Raw genomic sequence first — 23,898 nt, 5'->3', positions numbered from 1 at the left:
TCAATCCTCGTTTGAATATTTTGGATAATATTCATGCTGAACAAAAGCAGAAACATTTTTAAAAAAGGGTAATAGGTTCTTCAATTCGTCACAATCTTTACGCCACCAATTCGTCGCTTCGATAGCCTTAATGGTTTCAGCAGAGAATCGATTCCGGATCAATCGAGCCGGCACTCCCCCCACAATGGAATACGGGAGGACATCTTTGGTGACAACGGCTCCTGCCGCGATGACAGCACCATGACCAATTTTGACGCCACTCATCACAATCGCATTTGCGCCAATCCAAACATCATGGCCAATAACGACTTCTTTGTAATCGAATTCGACAGCCTGATCACCTACCCAATCTTCCCTAAAGGCATTAAATTGACTGTAGAAGAGAGGGGAGGTAGAGACCATGTCCACTGGATGACTGCCTAGACCGATTTTCACTCCAGAAGCGATAGAACAGAATCGTCCGATGTTTGCGCCATAAACCGTGGAACCGTACCCAATGTAGGAATACCTCCCCATGCGCATTTTTTGAATATTGCAAAACCTATCTATATAGTTCGGCCCCTCAAAGGAGCAGTCTGAGGACACATATGTGATTGGCGATACACGAATTCCTTTGCGTCGGTTCTTTATTAAAAAAAACCAACCAACTAATAATTGCCAAAATCGCCTCATCTCAATTGACTCCGTGTCGCGTTAAAAAATTCAAACACATTACTACGCCAATTTATGATCCATTTCACCCTTTGCCCAAGCCACATACTCACCGACTCCACGGGCAAGATCCACTGATGGCTTATAGCCAAACGCCATCCGAGCAGAGGAAATATCGGCCAAGCTATCTCTCACATCACCGGAGCGAGTTGGTCCCGTTGTGGGGGAAAACTCCAACCCATTGGCCCTTAGAATTCGAATCAAATCATTTATGGTCACCCTTGTACCGCTTCCAATATTGAAAACCCCTGTTACTTCTGTCGCCAGTGCCGCCTTCACATTGGCCTGGGCCACATCCCTTGCATGCACAAAATCTCTAGTCTGTTGTCCGTCCCCGTAAACCTCGATGTCTCCACCCTTCAACAAGGTGAAAACGAACTTTGGTATGACATTTCCATACGCATCAAACCGTTGCCTGGGTCCATATACATTAAAATAGCGAAGGCAAACGGCTCGAATATCGTATAACTGGGTGTATGCGAGACACATTTTTTCCGCGGCGAGTTTGGTAACGCCGTACGGTGTTTCAGGCACTAGGGGGTGGTCTTCCGCGATGGGCAGGGTTTTCAATTCACCGAAAATACCAGCGGAAGACGAATAAACGATCTTTTCGACCCGAGCGGCCCGACAAGCTTCGAGCACCTGAATGGTCCCAAGGAGATTCACCTGGGCATCTCTGGAGGGATTGTCGAGCGACCGCTTATTCCCGACCGAAGCCGCCAAGTGGAATACGGTATCGACGCCCGCTATGGCATGAATCACCGCACTCGCATCACAAACATCTCCCTGGAGGAACTCCACCCTGCGCAGCCCATCCAGGTTGTCGACGGTTCCCGTCGAAAGGTCATCAAGAACCCTCACAGATACGCCAAGATCTAGCAGCGCGCGCACCACCGTCGAACCGATGAAGCCTGCTCCGCCCGTCACCAGTGCCTTTTTCATATTCTCCTCGAAGATGTACCCGCTGATGCGGTGGGCTATGTTCATTCTCTGCAAAGCCGTAAAACCCCTGTGAGATCCCAGGCTTAAGAATTTTGTAAATAGCTAGACAAAGCCATGGTTACCCTATTCGTTCATCAGTGCAAGCCAGAAAGTAAAGGGCCATCAACTTGGAATAGAAGGCGTCTGCCCCGTAAGATCCTAGGCACTGCTCCTGGATGGCCCTTGGATCATGGCTCTCCTCTCGCATGGCTGACAATCCAGCGGAAAGCGCCTCCACATCAATGTCCACCAGCCGCCCGCAGCCCTCCCCCACGACATCCTGGGGTCCTCCACTCTTCGTAGCAAGCACGGGTTTTCCGAAAGCCATGGCTTCGATCAGAACCACTCCGAAGGTCTCCACCAAGCTCGAGGAGACAAACGCATCGCATTGGGACATTTCTTGGACGACCTGCTCTCGCGTGAGAGGGCCGAGGAACTCGACCTGGGACTGAATCCCTAACTGTCCCGAAAGGGCCCAGAGCTCCGATCCTAGAGGTCCGCCACCCCCCAGCCTAAGGCGGACCGAGACATCTCCCCTGAAAGCCGTGGCGAACGCCCTCAGCAACAGCTGATGATTTTTCACAGGGATGAGCGCTCCGATAGCAAGAACTGTGTATCCAGCTTTGGGCGAGGGCTTGCTCGAAAGCACTTCGCGTCGCGCCTGAACCTCAATAAACGGGTCCAATAGATTACCCAGAACTCGGCACTGCCCGCCCCAGTTGGGAACCGTAGAAGCTACGCGCTCGGCCAGTCTAGAGCCCACCGCACTCACCGCTGCCGCGGCGCCAATGACTTCTTCGATATCGCCTAGGTCCCCGGGGGAGAAGGATTGGGTGAAAAATGTGGAGCTATGCTCGGTCAATACCACCGGAATACCGGCTTCCCGACCAAATCTGGCTGCGACCACCCCCCCGTAAAGGCAATTGTGGGCATGGATCACATCAGGCCTACCGTAGGTGGCCACATAGGACGCCACCAAAGCCTCGGCCCTTTGGATGACTTGCTGCCGGAACAGGTTCTGGGCAAATCGGGCCGGAAGAAGGGGCCAGGAGAACTGCCGAAAAACGGTCAGCCCTGCAGATTGTTCTCGGGCCTCATAGGGGAACCCCTCTAATAGAAAGCGCCATGGTATCTGCCCTGATGACACGATCCCAACCTGCTCGCCTCGTGCAGATAGAAGCTCGGCTTGGTGCCTCTGAAAGATCCCGAGAAGCGGCAATTTGGGCGGGCAGTACAACTCGCTTGGAAGGATGAGAATGTGCATACGAGATGTGCTCCCTGCAACCGATCCTTAACAATGTCAACCAAGAAGCACCTAGATGGAGAGGGACTCGCTCGGTCTGCAGCACTCCCGAAAATCCAGGGTCCCGACACCGGCGGCCATGCACATCGTTACCCGCGGGATGCTCTCTTCAATCTACCCGTTCCGCCCTATTTCAGGAATTTCCTGATCCGCGTAGCCCAATCGGAAAAGAGCAAGGACTTGTATGAAGGGAATTCTGTATGGCGCCGAGGAGGACTGGCAATGATCCGCTCGAGTTCAACAACTTCGATTTCCATCTTATTAGCTACAAAATTAAGCTCTAGGTGCATTCGGTCGTCATCATAGGGAGGTTTTTCCAGAGCTACGAGAGCCTGATCTCGTGTCATTGACCCCGCCAGCACCAGGCTAGAGTAATGAGCAAGTCGCTTATCAAATCCAAATTTTTTCACCAGATAATAGGATTGAAAAAATTTGGTAAAGAGTGACTCATGGTGTTTTCCACCATAGTCCCTCCATCCCAATTCGGCCGTGATCAATTCCTTGGCCTTATCTTTATCGTATTCCAGGTTGTTCAGAATATCGTAGTATGTAATTTTCTTAAAAGCATAATAATAAGCAAGTTCTAGGATGCTACAAGTTGGAAATGTTTTCAGTTTGACTTGGCCGTACTTTTTGTGGATCGCTTTGATGTGGCGAAGATCAATAGCAGAATAGCCCCAAGCCTGAGGAAGAACCGATTCGGTGGCGATATTCAGTCCTCTTACGATGGTCCTCACCCCAAAGGCGTTTGCGGCCTTCAATAACACTGCAATGATCGCGTGATCCTGGGGAATGTCGCAATTCGGTACGCCAGACCTAAAAAAGCTCAATTGAAGATCCCGCATTTCGTCCCATTCCACGACGTTCGTAAATAGGTCGATCCCCAATCGGTCTACGATGTTTTCAATATTGGAAACAGCGAGTTCTGAATTCCAACCACCGTCCATGTGCACCGCCAAGGGTCGCAGTCCAAGTTCCTTGACTTTCAGAGCGATATAAGAACTGTCCACCCCGCCGCTCAAGCCGATGATGCAGTCGTATTTTTTGCCCCGCCCTTCTGCCTTGACCCGTCGGATCCGCTGTTCGAGTGCCTTTTCACGCTCTCCTGCAGGCAGAATGTACCGACTCCGAATTTGATCATGGAAATGGCAGTGATTGCAGACGCCATCAGAATCAAACACGATTTCCGGATCAGAAGTGTCCATTACACAGCGCCTGCAACGCTGAAACGAGGCTGAAGGCATGTCTTAGGCCCTTTTGGAAAGTGCGGCTTGGACCGCTGAGTCCTGCGGGTAATTGATGAGTACCGCACGGAGCGGGCCTTTGTAGACAAACAGGCTTCCGGCTGATACCGCATGCGCCCCACCCGACTGCCAAGCATCGAGCAGGTCGCCCAGGGACCCAGCTCCACCTGAGGCGACCAACGGAACCGCCAGCGCCTGGGACATCGACCGAATCAGGGGCAGATCCATGCCCTTCATTGAGCCTTCGCGATCCACATCATTCAAAATAATCTCGCCAGCTCCCAGGGCGACCATTCTTTGAGCGAAGGCCACGGCGTCTTCTTTCAGCTTTCGCCTGGCGTTGGCATAGAAGACCCGTCGATTCCCCCACAGGTCCGTCTTGACATCCACTGACACGACAATGCTTTGGCTGCCAAATCGTGCGGATGCTTGGGAAACCAACTCAGGTGACTCCACCGCGGCCGTCCCGATGACCACCTTTTCGATTCCGATTTGGAACAAAGTCCGGATATCTTCCAGCCTCTGCACGCCACCGCCATAGGCGATGGGCATGAAGGCTTCGGAGACGATTTTTCGGATGTGCTCGTAATTGATCCCGGCGGTGGCGGCATTAATGTCCAAGAGCGCCAGTTCGTCCACTTCCTTTTCATTGAAGATCCGCACAGCATTGATCGGATCACCGATGTAGCGGGGATTTCGGTAGTGAATCGTCTTGACGAGTCGCCTGTTCTCCAACAGCAGGAAGGGGATGATTCGAAACGGTTTCACAGGCCCCCCTGTGCCTTCGCAAACCGAGAGAGCAGATCCAGCCCGAATCGGTGACTCTTCTCTGGATGGAATTGCACTCCTAGAACATTGCGGTGTCCAATGGCACTCGCGAAGGAATATCCGTAATTGCTGACCCCAATCATGTACTCTGGTGCACAATCCACATGATAGGAATGAACGAAATAGAATCGGAGTTCTTCTTCCGTCAGCGGAAGAATCGGGTTGACCTGTGTGGTCGAGACAAGGTTCCAACCCATGTGCGGGATCTTCATATCCAGCCCCAGGTCTACCTGCCGGAATCGAATGGTTTTTCCGGGAATCCAGCCGAACCCATCACAGTTCCCTTCTTCACTGGTCTCGGTCAGCAATTGCATGCCCAAGCAAACGCCAAGAATTGGCACTTCGTCTTGCTCAACACGCCTCCGGAGCGCATCCGCAAGGCCAGATCGTTTTAGGTTGTCCATAGCTTGATCGAATGCACCAACCCCAGGGAGGATGATTCGGGATGCCCTAAGCACATCCTCTGGTTTTTCGGTGATTAGCGAATCGATCCCTGCCCGCTTGAGCATGTTATGGACCGACCCGAGATTTCCCATTCCATAATTCACAATTATAATCATTTATCGGATACCCTTCCCCAAAATGGGCTAATACATATCCCACGCTTACTCATATCCGAACGATCGCCAACCATCTCCATAGAATATATTAAATGGAACCGGCTTTCGGGTGAAGATGTGCGCAAACGGTTCTCCTTTGTCATTCGCCCAGAATCAGCTTGGATGGGTTTATCATATAAAAAATTCAATAATACCGCAAATTCCCCTCCCTACGAAGAAAAGGCTGATTCATCGTGCATCTCCGGAGGTGTTGGATGCTGCAACCTTAACCTGTCCCTTGGTATGTGCCTCCAACCAACTCCCCATCATCACCCATGTGGCCAGCAGCATCCAATTACACGGTTGGCCGATGAACGCACTATTGCAAGAAGACGCGAACCAGTAACCGATGAGAGAGGTCAACGCGATGTCCGAAGTCAGCTTCATGGAAGGATCGTTTAGATGGATGGCCGTTTTTCGAGATCGCCAAGCAAGCGCACCAAAGCGCAGAACCCATCCCAATAGCAACACCGAAACCACGAGTCCATATTGGCTAAAGATTTCGGTCCAGAAGTTGTGCGGAGAATGCGCTCCAACAGGGAAGGGGACCAAGCGCTGAGAGACATAATACGGAAACGCTCCGGCCCCTACACCCAACCCCCAGGAATGAAGTCCCATCCATATACCATCTACAATCAATAGAAGCCTTGAGGGAGAAGTCCCATCCAGCCCTACTTCTTCTCCTAGTCGAAGGAATTTTTCTACAATAAAAACATCGGTACCCGATAACGAAAGAATCACAGCTAGAATAATAATAAAAAATAGACCTAAATACAGAATGGATCGATGCCCCTTATTCCGCAGAAGCACAAGAAACCCTAGACTCACCAGTTCTCCAAGGACTGCGAGCCTAGAAGATGTAAATATCAGAAATATCAATATCATAATAATAATTATAATAATTACAATTTTTGTTAATATTTTTTTCGCATCGAGATATAACCAAAAAACAAATGAAGAGGCCATTATAATAAAAGCACCGTAATTGTTTGGGTTACCAAATGTGCTCAGACAATGCCCTGTGGCTGCCAGGTAATCCAATGCTTCCCCTTCGATTCCGCCATTTGGGAGATGGTTGAATGTCAGAAGTTCCCATCCAGCAATTAACCCAGTTACCACTGCAGCCCAAACCCACCCTAGCCTAAGGGCATTGAGCCCCTCCATCCGAGGACCTTCCAACCCCAACAGACTTAATACGAGCAAGAACCCAAGAAGTATTGAGAAGAGCTCCTTTACTCCTTCAATGATATTTGGTGACCATAATATACTTACAAGCCCCCATATCATCCAAATGATCCCAAGTTGGATAAACATCCGAGCAGAACGCGAGGGGCGAAGCGCAGCATGCCGATGGCACAACAGAATCAGGAAGCTCCCTAATACTACGAATCGAAATCCATAGAGTGTCGCGAAACCTATATTCAAAGGAAATAAATAAATCCCGACAGCTGCAATTATAGGAAGCGATGTAACAACTCCCCTTGAAAGGGATGGCATAGGCTCAAAGTTAAGTACATCCTCCTTCATCGCTGCTCCAACACCTTGGCCCGCCCTCGGCTAGAAAAGATATATGCCCCCTCTACCCTAAGTACTTGACCGCGGTCACTCGTCACGCGTGCTAAATCGTGAAATCTTTTCACCCCAGGGAAGTTGTGCAGCATCACGGACTTCCTGTCGCAAGATATCCGTGATGCGTGCGCCGGCAAAAATTTTGGCCGCCTTCAAGGCCTTACTCCTTAATCGAACCAGGGCAGCCCGGTCCTTGGTCAGGTCTTGAATGGCTTCGGCCAATATTGCAGGATTGCGGTCGCTCACCACCCAACCACACTGGTGCTCTCGAAAGAACCGAGCCAGGAAATAATGCTCGGGACAATGAACAAGGATGGGTCGACCAGCCACCAGATACTCAATTACCTTGGTCGGAAAGGCTGTTGCAAGTTCTTGCTCTGGCGTGCCGGATTCTTCTGGCCAATTCAAGCATACCCCTAAGACACCCTGATGCTGAAGGGCCTTGAGATACTCGCCTCGGTCTGCGTATTTCACGATCGATAGGCCTTTGCCAACCAGTCCGAGCCGTTCGAGATAAGCTTGGCCTGCCCCGGTTGCGAGTACCAATTCCAAACGGGCCACTCGAGAGGCGTCCAACAGACGTCGAAGGGAGAGATGATTCACATCGTATACGGATCCCCCGACAAAGACGGTGTCGGCGATCATGATGGGCTCTGGTTTCAACTCAAGGGGTTCCGGGTAGATGATCTGCAAGCACCGCGTGGCAAGGCCGAGGGTGGCCTGATAGTGGTCGGCCATCCCTTGCCCCGTCACGAGCACCGAGGCGGCCTCTTTGAATACGGCTTGCTGGAGTCTGCTTGCCGCCTCCGACTGGCTGGTATGGGCCCAGACTTCATCTAGCAGATCGTGGAAGTAAACAAGGAGGGGGGTACGGGTTTCCCTGGCCGCAACCTGAGCCGCCTTGAGCATGTGCATATCCGGGTACACACCCAGAATCAGCTTGGGTGTGAGCCTCTTCGCCAAGCGCACCGCCCATCGCTCCAACCAAGGTTGCCGCAGCCGTCGCCACCAATCGCCACCCCTGGATCGGAAGCGTCGCCCTGAATGGAGGCGAAAGAGACGCACTCCCAGGAGTTTTACATCCAAATGCTTCGAACGCTGTTCATAAGTCACAATAGTATAGCTTGATGGATCAAAGCAGGAGAGGAGGTTGCGCATAACCACGGCACTGCCTTGGGTCGGCAAGAAGAAGGCGGAGGTGAAAACAAGGACATGCCCACCCGGCAGAAGGTCAGGACGCGGAGCAGCTGGAACGGCAAATGGGTCCGACATGCTAAGGCGAGTCCTCATGCGAATTTTCGATGGAGCACTGCTATGTAACCAAGCATATCTTTACGCACTCGTGAATCCAGTAACATGGTGATGGCGAGACCTAGCCCCCAGATAGATATCCCCGCTCCTGTTAACCAGAGCAATCGACTGGTCGCACCCCAGCGAGAGAGGGGAATAGGGACTAACCACGCCACCAGAAGAGCGAGTCCCATCAAGAAAAGCCAAAGGGTGAGAGCGCGCACCGCCCGCCAAGTGCCTGCCAGAGGTAGCAGATTCTCCTGGTGGATTATGAAAAGGAAGTAGACCGCCCCAATCATCCATGAAATTCCCGAGGCATACACCGTAGCGATGGCGCCGAATTTGGCCAACCCGAGAATCGTCATTATCACATTCAGAACAAGGCCAACCGCCACATATTTTGATTCCAATTCAACTCGCCCGATCCCGCGACACATAGAGGCCCCGGCCGCGGTCAACGCGACAACGAAAAGATAAGTACAGGTCATGAATACGATCAACGGCGTTGCTTCGGGTACAGACCGGCCAAGCCAGGCATAGATGAAAGCCCTGTGGACAGTGATAACCCAGAGGGCTAACAATCCTGCAAATAGAGGCACCACTAACATGAGATCCATGTACAACCGCTGGAGCCCCTCCACATCTCCACGCGCGTGCTTGGATCCAGCTGCGGAGATGCTCGGGCCAAAAACGAATGTGCTCGCCTCAGTGACGAGCGCCGCAATCCGACTGGCGATGGCGTATATTCCCACAAATTCTGCGGAGGCAAACACCCCAAGCACCAATTTATCAGTCTGATCTCTTAGTGCCGCAGCTAGATAGCCGAAAGCAAGGAGTAGATAATAATTTTTTAATTCCACGAATTCAGTGTAGGTCGGAAAAACCAAGGTGCATTTTAATTGAGGAAAATATTTTTTTGAAAAAATCATGAATGATATAAAATTTAATACTAACATGGCTAAATGACCAAAGAAGAGAGACCATAAGCCGAATTTTAGGATAATCATCGCTATCGATATGACATAGAATATCAGTTGATTGACCGTGCGAATCATGGTCGTGGTTCCCATTTTCTGATTCGAATCGACAATGGTTGCCAAAACCTCATTAATTCCTCCCACGAGAGCGAGAAAAATCAAACTCGGCATTACTCGAGCAAATATGGTTCTGATGCCAGAGTCTAAATGGAACCGATCAGCGATCCAGTCCCGCCCCCAAATTGCTGGTATAGAAATAATTATAAATATGCAAATAACTATAAAAAAAGCGATCCCTATATATCTATTTGCCCCTTCCCAATCGCCTCGGCCAAAGGCACCCGAAAGCTTCCAAAGAAGAGTTCCAACCAAGGGTCCCGTGAGGATGGTACAACTGGCCACCATTGCAGCCAATATCTCCCAGGTACCATAACCCGAAATCCCCAGATGCTTGACAAGAAGGCGGATGGATAGAAAAGCCGAAGCAAACACCACAAGGCGACTTGCAAATATGATCGCCCCATTATTGATAACCGCTGAAAAGGAATCTCTGGAAGACATCATGCTCGAAGCCCGCAAGGAAATAGGGGGCCGGCTATTGAGAAAATAATTTTAGCCATGTACGGCCCCTTTAGTCGTCTTCCCTGCAGGGGCATGTTTGTCCCTGGTCTAACGACCAAATCGATAGCGCCCATCGAGGTCGCTTCGGCCGAAGAATCGATCATGCATGCGATCCCGCCAACGCCTTGCGTACGACCTCAATGATGCGGTCCTGGTCCTTTTCGTTTAACTCGGGGAAGATCGGAAGGCTGAGAATTTCCGAGGCGACACGCTCGGTTACGGGCAGCGTGCCGGATGGAATCTCGAGGTGAGCGCAGGCCTTCTGCAGATGCAGAGGCACAGGGTAATGGATTCCGGCCTCGATGCCCTCGGCCTTCAAAGTCGCAAGAACCTGATCCCGGTTTGGCACACGCACGACATAAAGGTGGAATACAGGAGTGCACCCAAGCCCGGTAGCGACACGCCGCAGGTTCGGTAGGCCCATCAGCGCAGCGTCGTACCTGGCCGCCACATCTCGACGCTTGGCGTTCCATCGGTCCAGATGGGGCAGCTTCACATTCAAGACTGCGCCCTGAAGGCCGTCCATCCGGGAATTTCGCCCTTCGAAGTCATGGGTGTATTTGGTAGCGCGCCCATGATTTCTCAGGCTTTTCAACCAATCTGCGACTTCTGCATGCCGGGTGGTGATCGCCCCCGCATCACCATAGGCACCTAAGTTTTTGCCAGGGTAGAAGCTGAATGTCGCGGCATCACCCATCGATCCAGCGCGCCGTCCTTTGTACTCGGCTCCGTGCGCTTGGCATGCATCCTCCACGATCTTGAGGTCGTGTTTTTCGGCCAGCGCCAGAAGAGGATCCATATCGACCGTCTGACCATACAAATGCACAGGGAGGATGGCCTTGGTCCGACTGGTAATGGCCGCTTCCACTTTGGAGGCATCCATGAGCAGGGTTCCATCCTGCACATCCACAAAGACCGGTTTCGCGCCCAATTCGCTTATCCCTTCCACGGTAGCGATGAAGGTATGGGAAACCGTGATGACCTCATCACCTGCTCCCACCCCCACAGCCCTGAGGGCCATGCCTGTTGCATCGGTGCCGTTAGCTACGCCGATGGCCTGCACCCCACCACAGAAGGCCCCAAACGATGTTTCAAAAGCCTCCACTTCAGGTCCAAGAATGAAGGATGTGCGATCAATCACCCCGGCCATGGCAGCATCGATTTCAGGCTTGAGGGCGAGGTATTGGGCTTTGAGGTCCACAAGGGGGATCTGGTTACCATGGGCGCTCATTAGATGACTCCGGGATAGACGGCTTCGTGGGTATCAGGATAGTGAAGATCAGCAACAAGGCCACGGACCACAGCTGGATTCCCGGCCACGATGGTGCCTGGAGGCACATTCTTGGTCACCACACTTCCTGCGCCCACCAGGGCTCCCTCACCAATGGTGACGCCCGGTAGGATGGTGGAATTTGCTCCGATCTTAGCCTTTTTCTCTACATGCACACCCGCGAGCATCTCCTTGGTGCGGGCGGATTGAGGAAACCTCGCATTGGTGAGCACCACATTGGGTCCCAACCAGCACCCATCCTCGAGCACACTAAATTCGGGGACGAAACATTGGCTGTGGACGCGCACCCCTCTGCCCATCGTGACCTTGAACTCCAAGACGGTGCCCGAACCAACCGAGCAGTCGTCTCCGATCACACAATCTTCGCGCACCAGGGCCCCGTGGCCGCACTGGAATCGAGCACCGATCGCTGAGCCTGCATATAAAACACTGTGGGAACGTATGACTGAATTCTCTCCGATTGAGAGCTCGAATTGACCAGAAACCGCTCCTTTGGGAGGGCGCCCTAACACCACAAATTCGTCCACTTGGACATCAAGCCCCAACTTAACATTGAGATGAATCCGGGTCTCCATCGTTATCTCCCCAATCGGACAGACTGGGGAACATATCTCAGATGAACTTCTTCTCCGGTGGCTGCGGATTCATAGAGCGCGTTAATGATCTCTAGGGACTTGCGCCCTTCCAGCCCGTCCAGCATGGAGCGCCGGCCCGAAGCGAGACAGTCCAACATGTCTTCATAGAAAGGCTGGTGCCCAAACCCATAGACATTTGGCGGATTGGTTATGGCCTTCTGAGCTGCTTCATCCTCGGGAGTCGGATCTGTAAAGCTCCAAGTCACCATGCGATTGACGCTGAAGCCTCCGACCACCACAGATCCCTTTTCGCCAAGAATAGAAATACTCCCTTCCAAGTCTTTAGGTCGAGTGGCCGTGGTGGCTTCGATCACTCCCAGAGCGCCGCTCTTGAACTTCAACACAGCCACACCGGTATCCTCAGCCTCGATGTTTACGAGTCGCGTCGAGATGTAGGACTTAACGGACTCCACTGGACCTAGTAACCACTGCAGCAAATCGATATGGTGACTGGCCTGGTTGGTAAAGACGCCCCCATCAAGCTTCCAAGTCCCCCGCCAGGGCGCTTGGTCGTAGTAATCCTGCTCACGTGACCACCGGACCCGCACTGTACCCAACACCATCTTTCCGAACCTGTTCTGATCTACGGCACGACGGAGTTGCTGGATGGCTGGATTGAACCGGTTTTGTTTCACGACAAAAAGCCTGGTTCCATGGGCTTCGCATGTTTCGACCAGTTGGTCTGCGTCATCTAGCGTGAGCGCCATTGGCTTTTCGACCACTACCACCTTAACATGAGGCGCCAGCAGGCTGCCCACGAGAGGATGAGTTCCTGACTCTGTGAGAATGCTGACAATGTCAGGCTTCTCGCGGGTGACCATCTCCAGCGCATCTGTATAGTATGGAATGCCGAGCGGCTGCGAAGTCTCCCGGGCCAAGTCTTCTATGAGATCGCAGACCGCAACAAGCCGCAATCCTGGCAGTTGTGTCACCACCTGCACATGCCTTTTGGAGATTCGGCCACAACCCACTAATGCAATCGTCTTCATCACATTTCTCCAGACTCAGCGTTCGATCCATCAAACAATCGATTTTTAATCCACTCCCGATTTGGCCATCCCCAAGCCAAGAGCCCAGAGAAGAGAAATAGCCATGCAACAATTCGGCTTCGCACCGGTCCACTTTTCTCGATAGGCAAGCTTCCCGGATCCAGCACATTGAGAATAGGTATATCGTTTTTCTCTTCCAGTAGTGCTTGTTCGCGATTCATTGCAATGGTGCTAACGAGTTGCTGGCGAAGGCGAAGGTCGGTTTCCAGGCGAGTGCCTCTGAGTCGTACGGCAGGGTCACCGCTGGTCTGGAAGTTCCGGTTTCCCTCAAGGAAGTGGCGTAGGGCATCCTCTGCCACATCCATCTCCCGTCGGGCGTCGGAGAGGCGCGCTTCGGCGAAAGCAGCCTTTGCGCCCCCCCGGGTTCGCCCCTTCTCCTGCAGGAATGCCTCGAGAAGTTTTCCAGCCCGCTGCACAATTAATTGTGAGAGTTCGGGGGACTTGGTCTCAGCAGTGATAGAGATGACTTTCGACTTGAGATCCCGAGAGACAATCAAGACGGCATTTATTCCCAGGACCGCCCGATCCATATTCTCAGCTTTCAGGTAGCCATAGAGGGTGCCCTTCTCGATCCGCTCGGCCCCGAAACGCCAAGACCGAATGTGATACTGGAATTCAGTTTGGAGCAGTTGTTCTTTCAACCAGCGGCTATTCAAGACATCCACGAAATTGGCGTCGCTGCTGTCTCCACCGGGCACACTCACGCCGAAGGCGGCAGCGGCGCTGGCCAGGCCCCCGAGATTTCCAGACAGCCCCTTGGATTCCACGGGCAACAGGCGCGCCTCGGACCGGTAGTAGTTCGGCATGAAGAGGGTGACGATGGCTGTCAGCAAGCCTGCCGCCAATGCCCATTGGAGGGGCTTCTTCAGGCTGGCCTTGAGGTCCAGGGTGGGCGCTTCGGACGGCTGAGACATAAGGGGACAGGCTACCAGAATCTCGACAGGGAATCCCCGGATGCTCTTGTGCTGGATGGCACAAAACAGGGCGGAGCGGGCCGTGCCCCGCTCCGCCAACCTTTCTGTTCCTTGAAGATTATGGGACTCCTACTGCACCGTTCCCACCACGGCCACGGATACGGGGGAGGCCCCAACGGTGTGGAAAGTGGGGCTGAGCAGTACGCCGGTGGCGGGATCGATGGCGCCGACGGCGATCCGGTTGCCCCAGTAGTCGGTCATGAATCCCCACAGGCCGTTGCGGCTGACCATCAGGTTGTCGGAACCGGTGCCGCCGAACAGCGCATAGGTGCTGCCGGTCAAGGGGGAGAGGGCGCCGGTGACCAGGTTCAGGGCGTAGGCTGCGTAATCGTTGTCCGTGGTGGACAGGGTGATGTAGATGACGGGTTGGGTGGGGTTGGCGGAGACTCCATGGAAGGTATCCGCCTGGGTCGTGCCCGTGTCGGTAGCGGCCAGCGGCATGAGGCCGCCGGTCTGCAGATCCAGGTAATAGCCGTAGACAATGCACTCCTGGGCCGCGCCCCCGGCGGCCCCTTCGCTCTTGGTGAAGAGATACTCCCCGCTGTGGCTGAGGGCCAGGGCCAGCGGGCCCGTGCCGGTGGGCAGGGTGGTGCCGCCGTTCAGGCTGAGGGCCCCGGTGGCGGGATTCAGGTCGAAGACCTGCAGCTGGTCGGAAGTGCGGCCCACCGTGAAGAGCAGTCGGCCGGAGGGGTGGATCAGCACCTCGCCCGTGCCTCCGGAGGCGGCGACGGAGCCCAGGGGGGTCAGGGCTCCGCTGACGGCGTTCAGACCATACGAGGAGATCAGGCCATCGCACCGCACATAGACAAACTGACCGGTGGGATCCACGGCCGAGGCCCAAGGATTGGGATCCGTGGGATAGGCGGCCACTTCCGTCAGGTCACCCGTGGCGGAGTCGATCTTGAAGACGGTGAGGGTATTCGGGCGCTGGTTGAGCCCATCCCCGTTGACCGCGAAGAGGAACTTGCCTTCAGGGTCGCTGATCACATGCAGCGCGGGGGTTCCGTCATCGAAGGGCGAATTACCCAGCTCCGCGAGCGCGCCGGTGGTCTCATTCAGGGAGAACCCGGAGATGCCACCGCCGGAGTTCGCGACATACACGAACTTGCCGGTGAAAGCCTTCACCGTGACCGTCATCACGGCCGTGGTGGTGGCGCCGACGGCGTTGGTGGCCGTGAGGGTGTAGGTGGTGGTTGCCGCGGGGAACACGGCGATCTGGCTGCCGCTGGTGACGGGGCCCACACCGTGATCGATGACGCCATCCCCCGTGAAGGTGAAGGTCAGCAGGCTCCCCTGGCCCTGGGTGAGGGTAGCGGGGCCCGCCTTGAAGGTGCTGATGTTCGGCAAGGCGCCCACGGTGACCGTCACCGTATCGGTGGTGGGGTCCCCGGCCGGGTTGGTGACCGTCAAGGTGTAGGTCGTGGTGCTGGTGGGATGGACCACAGAGCTGCCGCCGCTGGTGACAGCCCCCACACCCTGGTTGATGAGACCGGTTCCTCCCGCGAAGGCATAGGACAGGGTGGAAGCGCCGCCCGACGCCACATCGGCGGGGCTGGCCGACAGCTGCGAGATCGTCGGGAACGGCACGATGGCGCTGCTGGCGTTGCCCGTGGCGGAGGCTCCGGCCGCATTGGCGGCCTTGCAGCTCAGGAAGACGGACCCGGTTCCCCCTGCCGAGAAGGTGATGGTCGTGCCCGTGGTTCCAGAGGTGATCGTGCCGCCGGAAATGGTCCAGGTCAGCGTCATCCCCCCTTGGGCGGGCACCGACGCCGCATAGCCGCCCTTGCCGGCGGTCACATAGGCTGGCGTCGAAATGACCGGCGCCGTGGGCGCCGGGACGATGGCGCTGCTGGCGGTTCCCGGAGCGGAGGCGGTTCCGGCCAGGTTGGTGACGGTGCAGCTGAAACCCACGGTGCCGGTGGCCCCCGCGCGGAAGGTGAGACTGTTCGTCCCGTTCCCGGACACGATGCTGCCGTTGGTCAGCGTCCAGGCGTACGAGGAGCCGGACTGGGCGGGAACGGACTGGGCCGTGCCCACCTGATTGGCCGTGATGTTGGCCGGGACGGTGAGGACCGGCGTGGTCGGGGCCGGCGTGATGGTGGAGCTGGCCGCACCGGGGGCGGAAGCCGTGTTCGCCGCATTGGTCACGGTGCAGCTGAAGGTCACAAAGCCCGATCCCCCGGCCGTAAAAGTGATGCTGGCCGTTCCCCCACCCGCCGTGACCGTGCCGTTGGTGACGGTCCAGGCATAGCTGGAGCCCGCCTGGGCCGGGACCGAGGCCGTGTACCCGGTCTGGCCCGCCGTGACATAGGCTGGTGCCGTGACCGTGGGCGTCGCCGGCGCGGCCACGATGGCGCTGCTGGCAGTTCCCGTGGCGGCGGTGGACGCCGCATTGGTGGCCACACAGCTGAGGCCCACGGACCCCGAGGCCCCAGCCGTGAAAGTGACGCTGGCGCCGGTGCTGCCCGAAGTGATCGTGCCGTTGGTGATGGTCCAGGCGAACGACATGCCGCTCTGGGCGGGCGTGGATGCCGTGTAGCCGGCCTGCCCGGCGGTGACATTCGCAGGGGCCGTGATGACCGGGGCCGTCGGGGCGGCGGCGATGGCCGCGCTGGCCGTTCCGGGCGCCGAGGCGGTGTTGGCGGCGTTCGTGACCACGCAGTTCAGACTCACAGAGCCCGAGGCGCCGGCCGTGAAGGTGATGCTGGCTGTTCCCACACCCGCCGTGACCGTGCCGTTGGTGACGGTCCAGGCATAGCTGGAGCCCGCCTGGGCCGGGACCGAGGCCGTGTACCCGGTCTGGCCCGCCGTGACATAGGCTGGTGCCGTGACCGTGGGCGTCGCCGGCGCGGCCACGATGGCGCTGCTGGCAGTTCCCGTGGCGGCGGTGGACGCCGCATTGGTGGCCACACAGCTGAGGCCCACGGACCCCGAGGCCCCAGCCGTGAAAGTGACGCTGGCGCCGGTGCTGCCCGAAGTGATCGTGCCGTTGGTGATGGTCCAGGCGAACGACATGCCGGCCTGGGCAGGCGTGGAGGCGGTGTAGCCCGTCTGCCCCGCCGTGACATACGCCGGGGCGATGACGACCGGGGTGGCCGGGGCGGCCACGATGGCCGCGCTGGCGGTGGCGGCCGTGGAGGGAGTGCCAGCGGCGTTCGTGACCACACAGCTCAATCCAACGGAACCCGAGGCCCCGGCCGTGAAGGTGATGCTGGGGGTGCCCGCACCGGCGGTGATCGTGCCGTTGGTGACAGTCCAGGCGTACGAGGAACCCGCCTGGGCCGGGACCGAGGCCGTGTAACCCGACCGTCCCGCCGTGACATTCGCCGGAGAGGTGATCACCGGCGAGGTGGGGGGGGCCACAATGGCAGCGCTGGCCGCACCGGCCACCGAGGTGGCCCCGATCCCATTGGTCGCCACGCAGCTCAAGGCGACGGAGCCCGCGGTCCCCGCACTAAAGGTCACGGAGGCACCCGTGGGGCTGGAGGTGATCGTGCCATTGGTGATCGTCCAGGCGAGCGTCATGCCCGCCTGGACGGGCGTGGAGGCGGTGTAGCCCCCCTGCCCCGCGGTGACGGTGGCCGGCAGCGTGATTACCGGCGTCGAGGGGGCCGCCACGATGGTCGAGCTGGCGCTGCCGGCCGTGGATGCGGTGCCGGCTGCGTTGGTGACGACGCAGCTCAACCCGACGCTTCCCGCGGTGCCTGCCGTGAAGAGGATGCTGGGGGTCCCCGCGCCGGCGGTGACCGTGCCGTTGGTGAGGGTCCAGGCATAGCTGGACCCGGCCTGGGCCGGAACGGTGGCGGCATAGCCCCCCTGCCCGGCCGTGACCTGGGCCGGAGCCGTGATGGCGGGCGTGGTGGGCGCGGGCACCACGACCACCTGGGCCGTGGCGGTGGCCGGCACGCCGGCGCTGTTCGTCACGGTGAGGGTGTAGGTGGTGTCGGTGGAAGGACTGACCGACACGGCCACTCCGCTGGCGAGGGCGCCGACGCCCTTGTCCACCGTGCCGCTCCCGTTGGCGAACACGCCGGTCAGGGTGGTGGAAGCCCCGGCCGTGATGGGGCTCTTGGCGGCGGCGAAGCTGGTGATGGTCGGAGCCGGAGGGGGCGGAACCACTGTCGTCCCGCCGCCGCCTCCGCCCCCCCCGCAAGCGATCTGCAGAAGCGTCCCCAGCCCTCCCAACGCGATGGCCACGAGGGCCTCCCGAAAGGTGTTCCGCCGGATGAGGGTAGAGGACATGGGCGACTCCCTGGGCCCCGGGCTGCGATCATCCCGAGGGAAATCCATGATTTGAAGGTCGTGATGCAAAAAAATGGGGAAGGAATCGCTCCCTTCCCCATCCGTGGTTTGATGCCATCAAGCAGGTTGGGTACTGGAACCGCAGTCCCCGGGCGGATCGCTCCGCCCGGGGGGAACGGGTTACTGTCCGTTGAACCTCAGCCCGGTCACATTGGTGATCAGGTTGGTGTAGCTGAAGGTCGCGGGCGTCCAGACATGCATGCCGCCATCCGAAGCCGAGAGGCTTCCGGTCCAACCGGTGGGGACCTGGAGCGTGAAGTTGCCATTGGCATCCGTGACCGTGGAGCCACCCGTGCTGAGGGTGATGGTCACGCCGGGAAGTCCGACATTCTGTCCGTTGACCTGGATCCTCGCCCGTCCGGAGATGGACTGGATCGTGGTGAAGTTCTGGCTCAGGGCGGCCGCCAATGGCGTGCTGACGGTCACGGAAGCGGGGCTGAACGAGTAGCCGCGCAGGGTGGGCGTGATGGTGCCCGTCCAACCGGCCCGGACATAGAGGCTGTAGGCACCGGTGGCATCCGTGTTGACTGCGCTACCACCGTTGCTGAGGGCCACTCGCACACCGGCCAGGCCCGTGCCATTGGAAGTGATGGCGCCGGATACCAGGAAGGTCTGGCCTGCGGTGAAGTTCTGGCCCGCAGGGCTGGCAGTGACATTGGTCAGGTTCCGCTGGCCAGGAGAGAAGACCCAGCCCACCAGGGACGGCGTGACGGATCCGCTCCAGCCAGAGGGGACATAGTGCGTGTAGAGGCCGTTGACATCCGTAACGGCTGTGCCGGCGCCGTTGCTGAAGGTCATGGTGACGCCGGCCAGAGGCACGGGCGGCACGGCGTTGGTGGTGACGAGGCCGTAGACCGCGATGGCGTTGACGGCCGTGAAGTTCTGGTTGGGCTGATTCACGGTGCTGCCCACCAGGTTCAGGGACAGCGGAGTCAGGAAGTAGCCCGCCTTGGCGGCCGTGATGGTGCCGGTGTAGGGCGAAGCGACGACCACGGCGTAATTGCCATTGGCATCCGTGGCGACCGTCTGGCCCGTGCTGAAGGTGATGGTCGCACCGGAGAGGCCCACCGCATTGAGGGTGACCTGGCCCGAGACGGTGATTACGGCGGTGGCGGCAAAGTTCTGGGCCGTCTGATCCACCACGGTGGCGGCGTAGGTCCGAGAGGCCGGGGTGAAGATGAAGCCGGCGATCGAGGGTGTCAGCGTCCCGCTGAAGGGGGACGGCAGGGTGAGGGTGTAGCTGCCGGCGGCGTCCGTGATGGCGGTCTGGCCGGTGCTGGCGGTGAGGGTGACCCCGGCGAGGCCGGTGGCGCCGTTGGTGACCGTCCCGGAGAGCGTGACGATGGCGGCGGCGTTGTAGTTCTGGACGGTCTGGTCCACGGTGACCGCGGCATAGGAGCGCGAGGCCGGGGTGAAGGCGAAGTCCAGCTTGGAGGGCGTGATCGTGCCGGTGAAAGGCGAGGGCAGGATCATCGTGTAGTTGCCGGCGGCATCGGTGGTGACGGTGGAGCCGGTGCTGGCCGTGAGGGTGACGCCCGCCACCGGGGTGGCGCCATTGGCGATGGTGCCGGAAATGGCCACCACGGCCGTGGCCGCGTAATCCTGGGCCGCCTGGTCGGTCACGACATTGGTGTAGGTGCGGGAAGCCGGAGCGAAGATGTAGCCGGCCAGGGTGACGGTGGCGGTGCCGGTCCAACCGCTGTTGACGACGGCGGAGTAAGCCCCGAGGGCATTGGTGACGGCGGAGCCGCCCGCGTTGCTGAGGGTGACGGTGGCGCCGGCCAGGGGCAGACCGCCGACGGTCACAGTGCCGCTGAGGGTGGCCACGGCACGGGCCTGGAAGTCCTGGCCCGTCTGGTTGGCGTTGAGGGCAGCGTAGGTGCGGCTGGCGGGGGTGAAGGCGAAGCCCGCGAGCGCCGGCGTGATGGTGCCGGTCCAGGCATAGGGGACGGCCACGGTGTAGGCGCCTGCGGCATCGGTGGTGGCGGTCGTCGTGGTGACGCCGGCACTGGCGAAGGTGAGCAGCACACCAGCCTTGGGCAGGTTGCTGACGCCGTCGAAGGTGAAGACGGTGCCGGAAATCTGGACCGTGCTCGGGGTGTTGACCCCGGCGATGTTGGACGGGGCGGAGTCGCCCGCCTGGTTGTAGGCGATGACCTGGTAGTCGTAGAGCGTGCCGGGCACCACGGTGAGGTCGCTGTAGCTCCTCACATTGGGAACGGCGGTGGCGATGGTGACGAAGGGATCGGTTCCCGAACGGCGCTGGATGGAGAATCCGGTCTCGTCCGTGGCGTTGTCCGTCCAGGCGAGCTCAGCCCGGCTGGGGGCCGACAGGGCGGCCGTGAGTCCGGTGGGGGCCGAGGGCGTGGAAGTGGCGACGGTCAGCACCATGGGGCGCATGAAGTCGTTCTCTTCGTGGCCGAGGATGTGGCAGTGCCACACATATTCCCAGCCGAAGTCCTTGGCAGCGTTGCTCACGCTGATGGGATTGCCATCCACCGGGTTGGTGACGGTGATGTTGACATTGTCCGGCTGGACGACATTGGGCGAGCGCAGGCTGTTGGGCAGGGCGAAGGGCAGCCGGGGGGACAGGGGCCGGAAGGCGACGACGATGTCTTCCAGCGGGTTCATCTTGACGGTTTCCTTCCAACCGATCTCGTTGGCGTCCGGCAGGCGCACAGCGCCGTCCCAGCCCACGCGGTTGACGATCTGCACATCGAAGAGATGGAAGTGCACGGGGTGGGTGTCCACGCCGTTGTGGGTGATCTTCCAGTACTGGGTGGTGCCGTCCACCAGCTGCTCGGTGGCGGGATCCGCATATCCGAGGGGGATGGTGGTCTGGATGTTGAAGTTGGTGAAGGGCATTTCCACGCCGAGGGTGGCGTTCATGCGGCCGTAGTCCAGTTCGAACAGCTCCTGGATGGCCTTGGAACCCATGTAGGGCTGGATGAGGTCGCCGTTCTCCATGGAGGGGAAGGGCGTGCGGAACTGCCAATCCTGGATGCGGGCATAGACATCCTTGGCCACGGCCTTGTTCAGGGCGCTGTTGTAGGCGACCTGGGGCACGATGGGCAGGTGCTGGGACTCGGCGAAGGCGCTGTTGGAGGTCGCAGTGGACTGGAACGCCGCGTTGAGGGCCGCCATGTCGAAGGCCGGATCGGGCGTGGCCGCGGCCACCTCGAACAGCATGAGGGTGCGCGTGTTGGGGCCGAAGCCAGGCAGGGTGGGCGCCGCGCCGCCGGTGTCGGTCTGGTCGGGGCAACCGGTGTAGTAGTCGAAGCGCGTATCGAAGGCGGGCACGGGGGCCGGAGAGTCGTTGTAGAGGATGAGCTTCTGGCCCGCGAAGGCCGAGAAGTCCACGATCACATCAGCGCGCTCCGCGGGGCCGAGGAAGAGGGCCTTGTCCTGCACATTGAGCACCACGATGTCCCGGCGGTTGTAGTTGTAGCCGACGGGCTGCGGGGCGATCACCACGGGCGAGGGAAGGTAGCCGCTCTCGTTACCGATCTGGATGAGGGAGGGGCCTGCGGTGGTGGGATCAGGCACGCCGCCCAGGCGGCCATCCGTGGGCCAGGTGGCCGGCCAGGTGAGGTCGGCCGGATCGTGGGGAACGGCCGGCACCATGGAGACTTCCGTGCCCGAGGCATCCGCCTTGAAGAAGGACAGGTTCCAGAACCGGTCGTTGGCGGCATTCAGGATGCGGAAGCGATAGGCCTTGGGCTGGACGGTGATCTTGGGATAGGGCGTGCCGTTGATCACCGGCGTATCCATGAACGCTTCGGGGACCAGCGAGGGATTGGGCGTGCCGGGGTACTCGGTGCCGTTGGGGTCACCCGGAATGGGCTCGGCGCCGTGCTGCAGGCCGGCGGCGGCGGTCACCGGGGGCCAGAACCACGGACCGTAGTCCCACCGGCCCATGCCGTTGGCGCCGGAGATATCGGCGGGGTTCTGGTTGACCATGTAGACATGGGGATACCAGAGGCTGCCGTCACCGCCGTACTTGGTCACATCCCAGGTGGGATCGGTGCCGCCCATGACACCCACGGTGCCGAGGGTGGCGGTGTTGACGAAAGTCTTGTCCTGGATGATGAGGGGGATGCCATAGCGGTAGACGCCATTGGGATCGCCGTTGCTGGGGATGACGCCCGCGTTGATGAGCTTGTCGTCCACCGGGTCCACGATCATGTACCCGGCTGCCTCGCCGGCATACACATTCAGGCGGGTGAGACCGAAGGAGTGGTCGTGGTAGAACATGAACCGCCCGCTCTGCTGGTTGGTCCAGTAGTAGGTGGCGATGCCGTCCCCGGGGGTGCCGGCGCCCATGTCGGGCACATTCTGGAAGGAGGCGCCCTTCGGGTAGCTGGTGACTTCCCCGGCGGGAGTCACCCACTGGTGGGGCGTGCCGTCGCTGATCCAGGGGTTGAGGCCGCCGTGGAGATGGAACTCGGCGCGGTTCTGGGTGTAGAGCCCGGTACCGATGGCGGCGTTGCCCAGGGGGCCCACGCCGGCGCCCATCATGGTGGTATCCACCGGGATGAACAGGTCACCTGCGGTGCCCGTGGGCAGCTGGTTGAACATCTTCACGCGCACGGGCCGATCGCGCTTGGCGATGATGACGGGCCCGAGGTAGTTCGAGCTGTTGGCCCCGTTCGCCGTGCTTTCGGCGGAGGGATTCAGGTCCCGGTAGCCGCGGAGGCGGGTGGGGTCCAGCTCGGAGTGCAGCTTCTGGGTGTACTGCTCGACGGCGATCTCGTAGTAGTCGGAGCCGTCGTTGAAGACGCCGGGGATGGGCTTGGCCACGGGGATGAAGTTCCCCAGGTTGTTGGCATTGGCGGCGCCCAGGCCCGGCAGCGTATCCACGAACTTGTGGATGGGCTTGGTGTTGTGCCAGTTGCTGGCGGTGCCAAACATGTAGTCGGGCTGCGCCAGCTGGAAGCCGGGGCCGGGAACGGCCAGCTGCTCCGCACCCTTGGGGGCCAGGCCCGCGGTGCCCTTGGACGCCAGCGCGTTGAGCGGATTTTGGCCCAGGGCCAGGGGATCGATCTTCCCGCCCTTGGCCTTGAGGGCAGCCTGGGTGCGGGCCGCGGCGGCCGCCCGGGCGTTGGCCAGGGTGCGCCGGCGGGTGGCCCGCTCGACGATGGCGTTCTTGTCGCCGCCCTTGGTGGGGGCCGCCGTGCGGTTGGCCACCTCGGTCGTGTCAGCCTGCAGGCCGAACCCCGTGAACAGGGCCGCGGCGAGCGCCAGCAGACGGTTGAGCCTCTTCAGCATGGTGCACCTCGCTTGGAAAATGGAACTGAATGGAAGATCGGAGCGGCGAAGACCGGGTAGAGCCGTCAGCCCTCACGGCCCTGAAAACGGGCCGGGTGCGACGATTTGTCGTAGGTGAATGAAAGGTTCAGCTGAAACCGGATTCATACCTATGGGGAGTTCCCCCCATCGGATGGGTAGGAATCATGTAAATGCGGGTCGCCCGACCCGACCTGCCCAGAGTGGGTCTTAGAATTCGCACGGGCCGCGCTGGAAG

The 23,898-nt window shown here is 58.8% G+C and carries 15 protein-coding genes; all 15 read right to left on the bottom strand.

What is annotated here, in order from left to right; all coding sequences use genetic code 11:
- Positions 1-672: a CatB-related O-acetyltransferase gene (locus QZ647_RS01185; protein ID WP_291270422.1), complete on the bottom strand. Its 672-nt coding sequence runs from the start codon at positions 670-672 to the stop codon at positions 1-3.
- Positions 673-714: 42 nt separating this feature from the next.
- Complete coding sequence (locus QZ647_RS01180) at positions 715-1,653, bottom strand: NAD-dependent epimerase/dehydratase family protein (protein WP_291270421.1); 939 nt, start codon at positions 1,651-1,653, stop codon at positions 715-717.
- Between the two features lie 118 nt (positions 1,654-1,771).
- On the bottom strand, positions 1,772-2,956 hold the full coding sequence (locus tag QZ647_RS01175; protein ID WP_291270420.1) for a glycosyltransferase: 1,185 nt from the start codon (positions 2,954-2,956) through the stop codon (positions 1,772-1,774).
- A gap of 167 nt (positions 2,957-3,123) precedes the next feature.
- Positions 3,124-4,239 (bottom strand): N-acetyl sugar amidotransferase, encoded by a 1,116-nt coding sequence (locus tag QZ647_RS01170; RefSeq protein WP_291270419.1) that lies wholly within the window; start codon positions 4,237-4,239, stop codon positions 3,124-3,126.
- A gap of 3 nt (positions 4,240-4,242) precedes the next feature.
- Positions 4,243-5,007 carry an AglZ/HisF2 family acetamidino modification protein gene (locus tag QZ647_RS01165; protein WP_291270418.1) on the bottom strand — a complete coding sequence of 255 codons (765 nt, stop codon included), beginning with the start codon at positions 5,005-5,007 and terminating at the stop codon, positions 4,243-4,245.
- On the bottom strand, positions 5,004-5,627 hold the full coding sequence (gene hisH / locus QZ647_RS01160) for an imidazole glycerol phosphate synthase subunit HisH (protein WP_291270417.1): 624 nt from the start codon (positions 5,625-5,627) through the stop codon (positions 5,004-5,006). The genes QZ647_RS01165 and hisH overlap by 4 nt, the downstream gene beginning before the upstream one ends.
- Positions 5,628-5,855: 228 nt before the next feature.
- Positions 5,856-7,193 carry an O-antigen ligase family protein gene (locus QZ647_RS01155; protein ID WP_291270416.1) on the bottom strand — a complete coding sequence of 446 codons (1,338 nt, stop codon included), beginning with the start codon at positions 7,191-7,193 and terminating at the stop codon, positions 5,856-5,858.
- 75 nt (positions 7,194-7,268) lie between these two features.
- Positions 7,269-8,507, bottom strand: coding sequence for a glycosyltransferase (locus tag QZ647_RS01150; protein WP_366526118.1), 1,239 nt, complete (start codon positions 8,505-8,507; stop codon positions 7,269-7,271).
- A 14-nt stretch (positions 8,508-8,521) separates the two neighbouring features.
- On the bottom strand, positions 8,522-10,063 hold the full coding sequence (locus QZ647_RS01145; RefSeq protein WP_291270415.1) for an oligosaccharide flippase family protein: 1,542 nt from the start codon (positions 10,061-10,063) through the stop codon (positions 8,522-8,524).
- A gap of 160 nt (positions 10,064-10,223) precedes the next feature.
- Positions 10,224-11,354: a DegT/DnrJ/EryC1/StrS family aminotransferase gene (locus QZ647_RS01140; RefSeq protein WP_291270414.1), complete on the bottom strand. Its 1,131-nt coding sequence runs from the start codon at positions 11,352-11,354 to the stop codon at positions 10,224-10,226.
- The gene (locus tag QZ647_RS01135; protein WP_291270413.1) at positions 11,354-11,989 is read right to left on the bottom strand and encodes an acyltransferase; all 636 of its coding nucleotides are present in this window, start codon (positions 11,987-11,989) and stop codon (positions 11,354-11,356) included. Before QZ647_RS01135 ends, QZ647_RS01140 begins: the two co-directional genes overlap by 1 nt.
- 2 nt (positions 11,990-11,991) lie before the next feature.
- Positions 11,992-13,038, bottom strand: a complete 1,047-nt coding sequence (locus tag QZ647_RS01130) for a Gfo/Idh/MocA family oxidoreductase (RefSeq protein WP_291270412.1) — start codon at positions 13,036-13,038, stop codon at positions 11,992-11,994.
- The gene (locus tag QZ647_RS01125; protein ID WP_291270411.1) at positions 13,038-13,931 is read right to left on the bottom strand and encodes a hypothetical protein; all 894 of its coding nucleotides are present in this window, start codon (positions 13,929-13,931) and stop codon (positions 13,038-13,040) included. The genes QZ647_RS01130 and QZ647_RS01125 overlap by 1 nt, the downstream gene beginning before the upstream one ends.
- Before the next feature lie 210 nt (positions 13,932-14,141).
- Positions 14,142-18,314 (bottom strand): beta-propeller fold lactonase family protein, encoded by a 4,173-nt coding sequence (locus tag QZ647_RS01120; protein WP_291270410.1) that lies wholly within the window; start codon positions 18,312-18,314, stop codon positions 14,142-14,144.
- 180 nt (positions 18,315-18,494) lie between these two features.
- A complete protein-coding gene (locus QZ647_RS01115; RefSeq protein WP_291270409.1) occupies positions 18,495-23,642 on the bottom strand; it encodes a multicopper oxidase domain-containing protein in 5,148 nt (1,715 codons plus the stop codon).
- Positions 23,643-23,898: the final 256 nt, after the last annotated feature.

Source organism: Geothrix sp. (assembly GCF_020622065.1).
Lineage (GTDB): Bacteria > Acidobacteriota > Holophagae > Holophagales > Holophagaceae > Geothrix.
The sequence above is the reverse complement of the archived record's forward strand: the minus strand, read 5'-3'. Positions and strand labels throughout refer to the sequence as shown.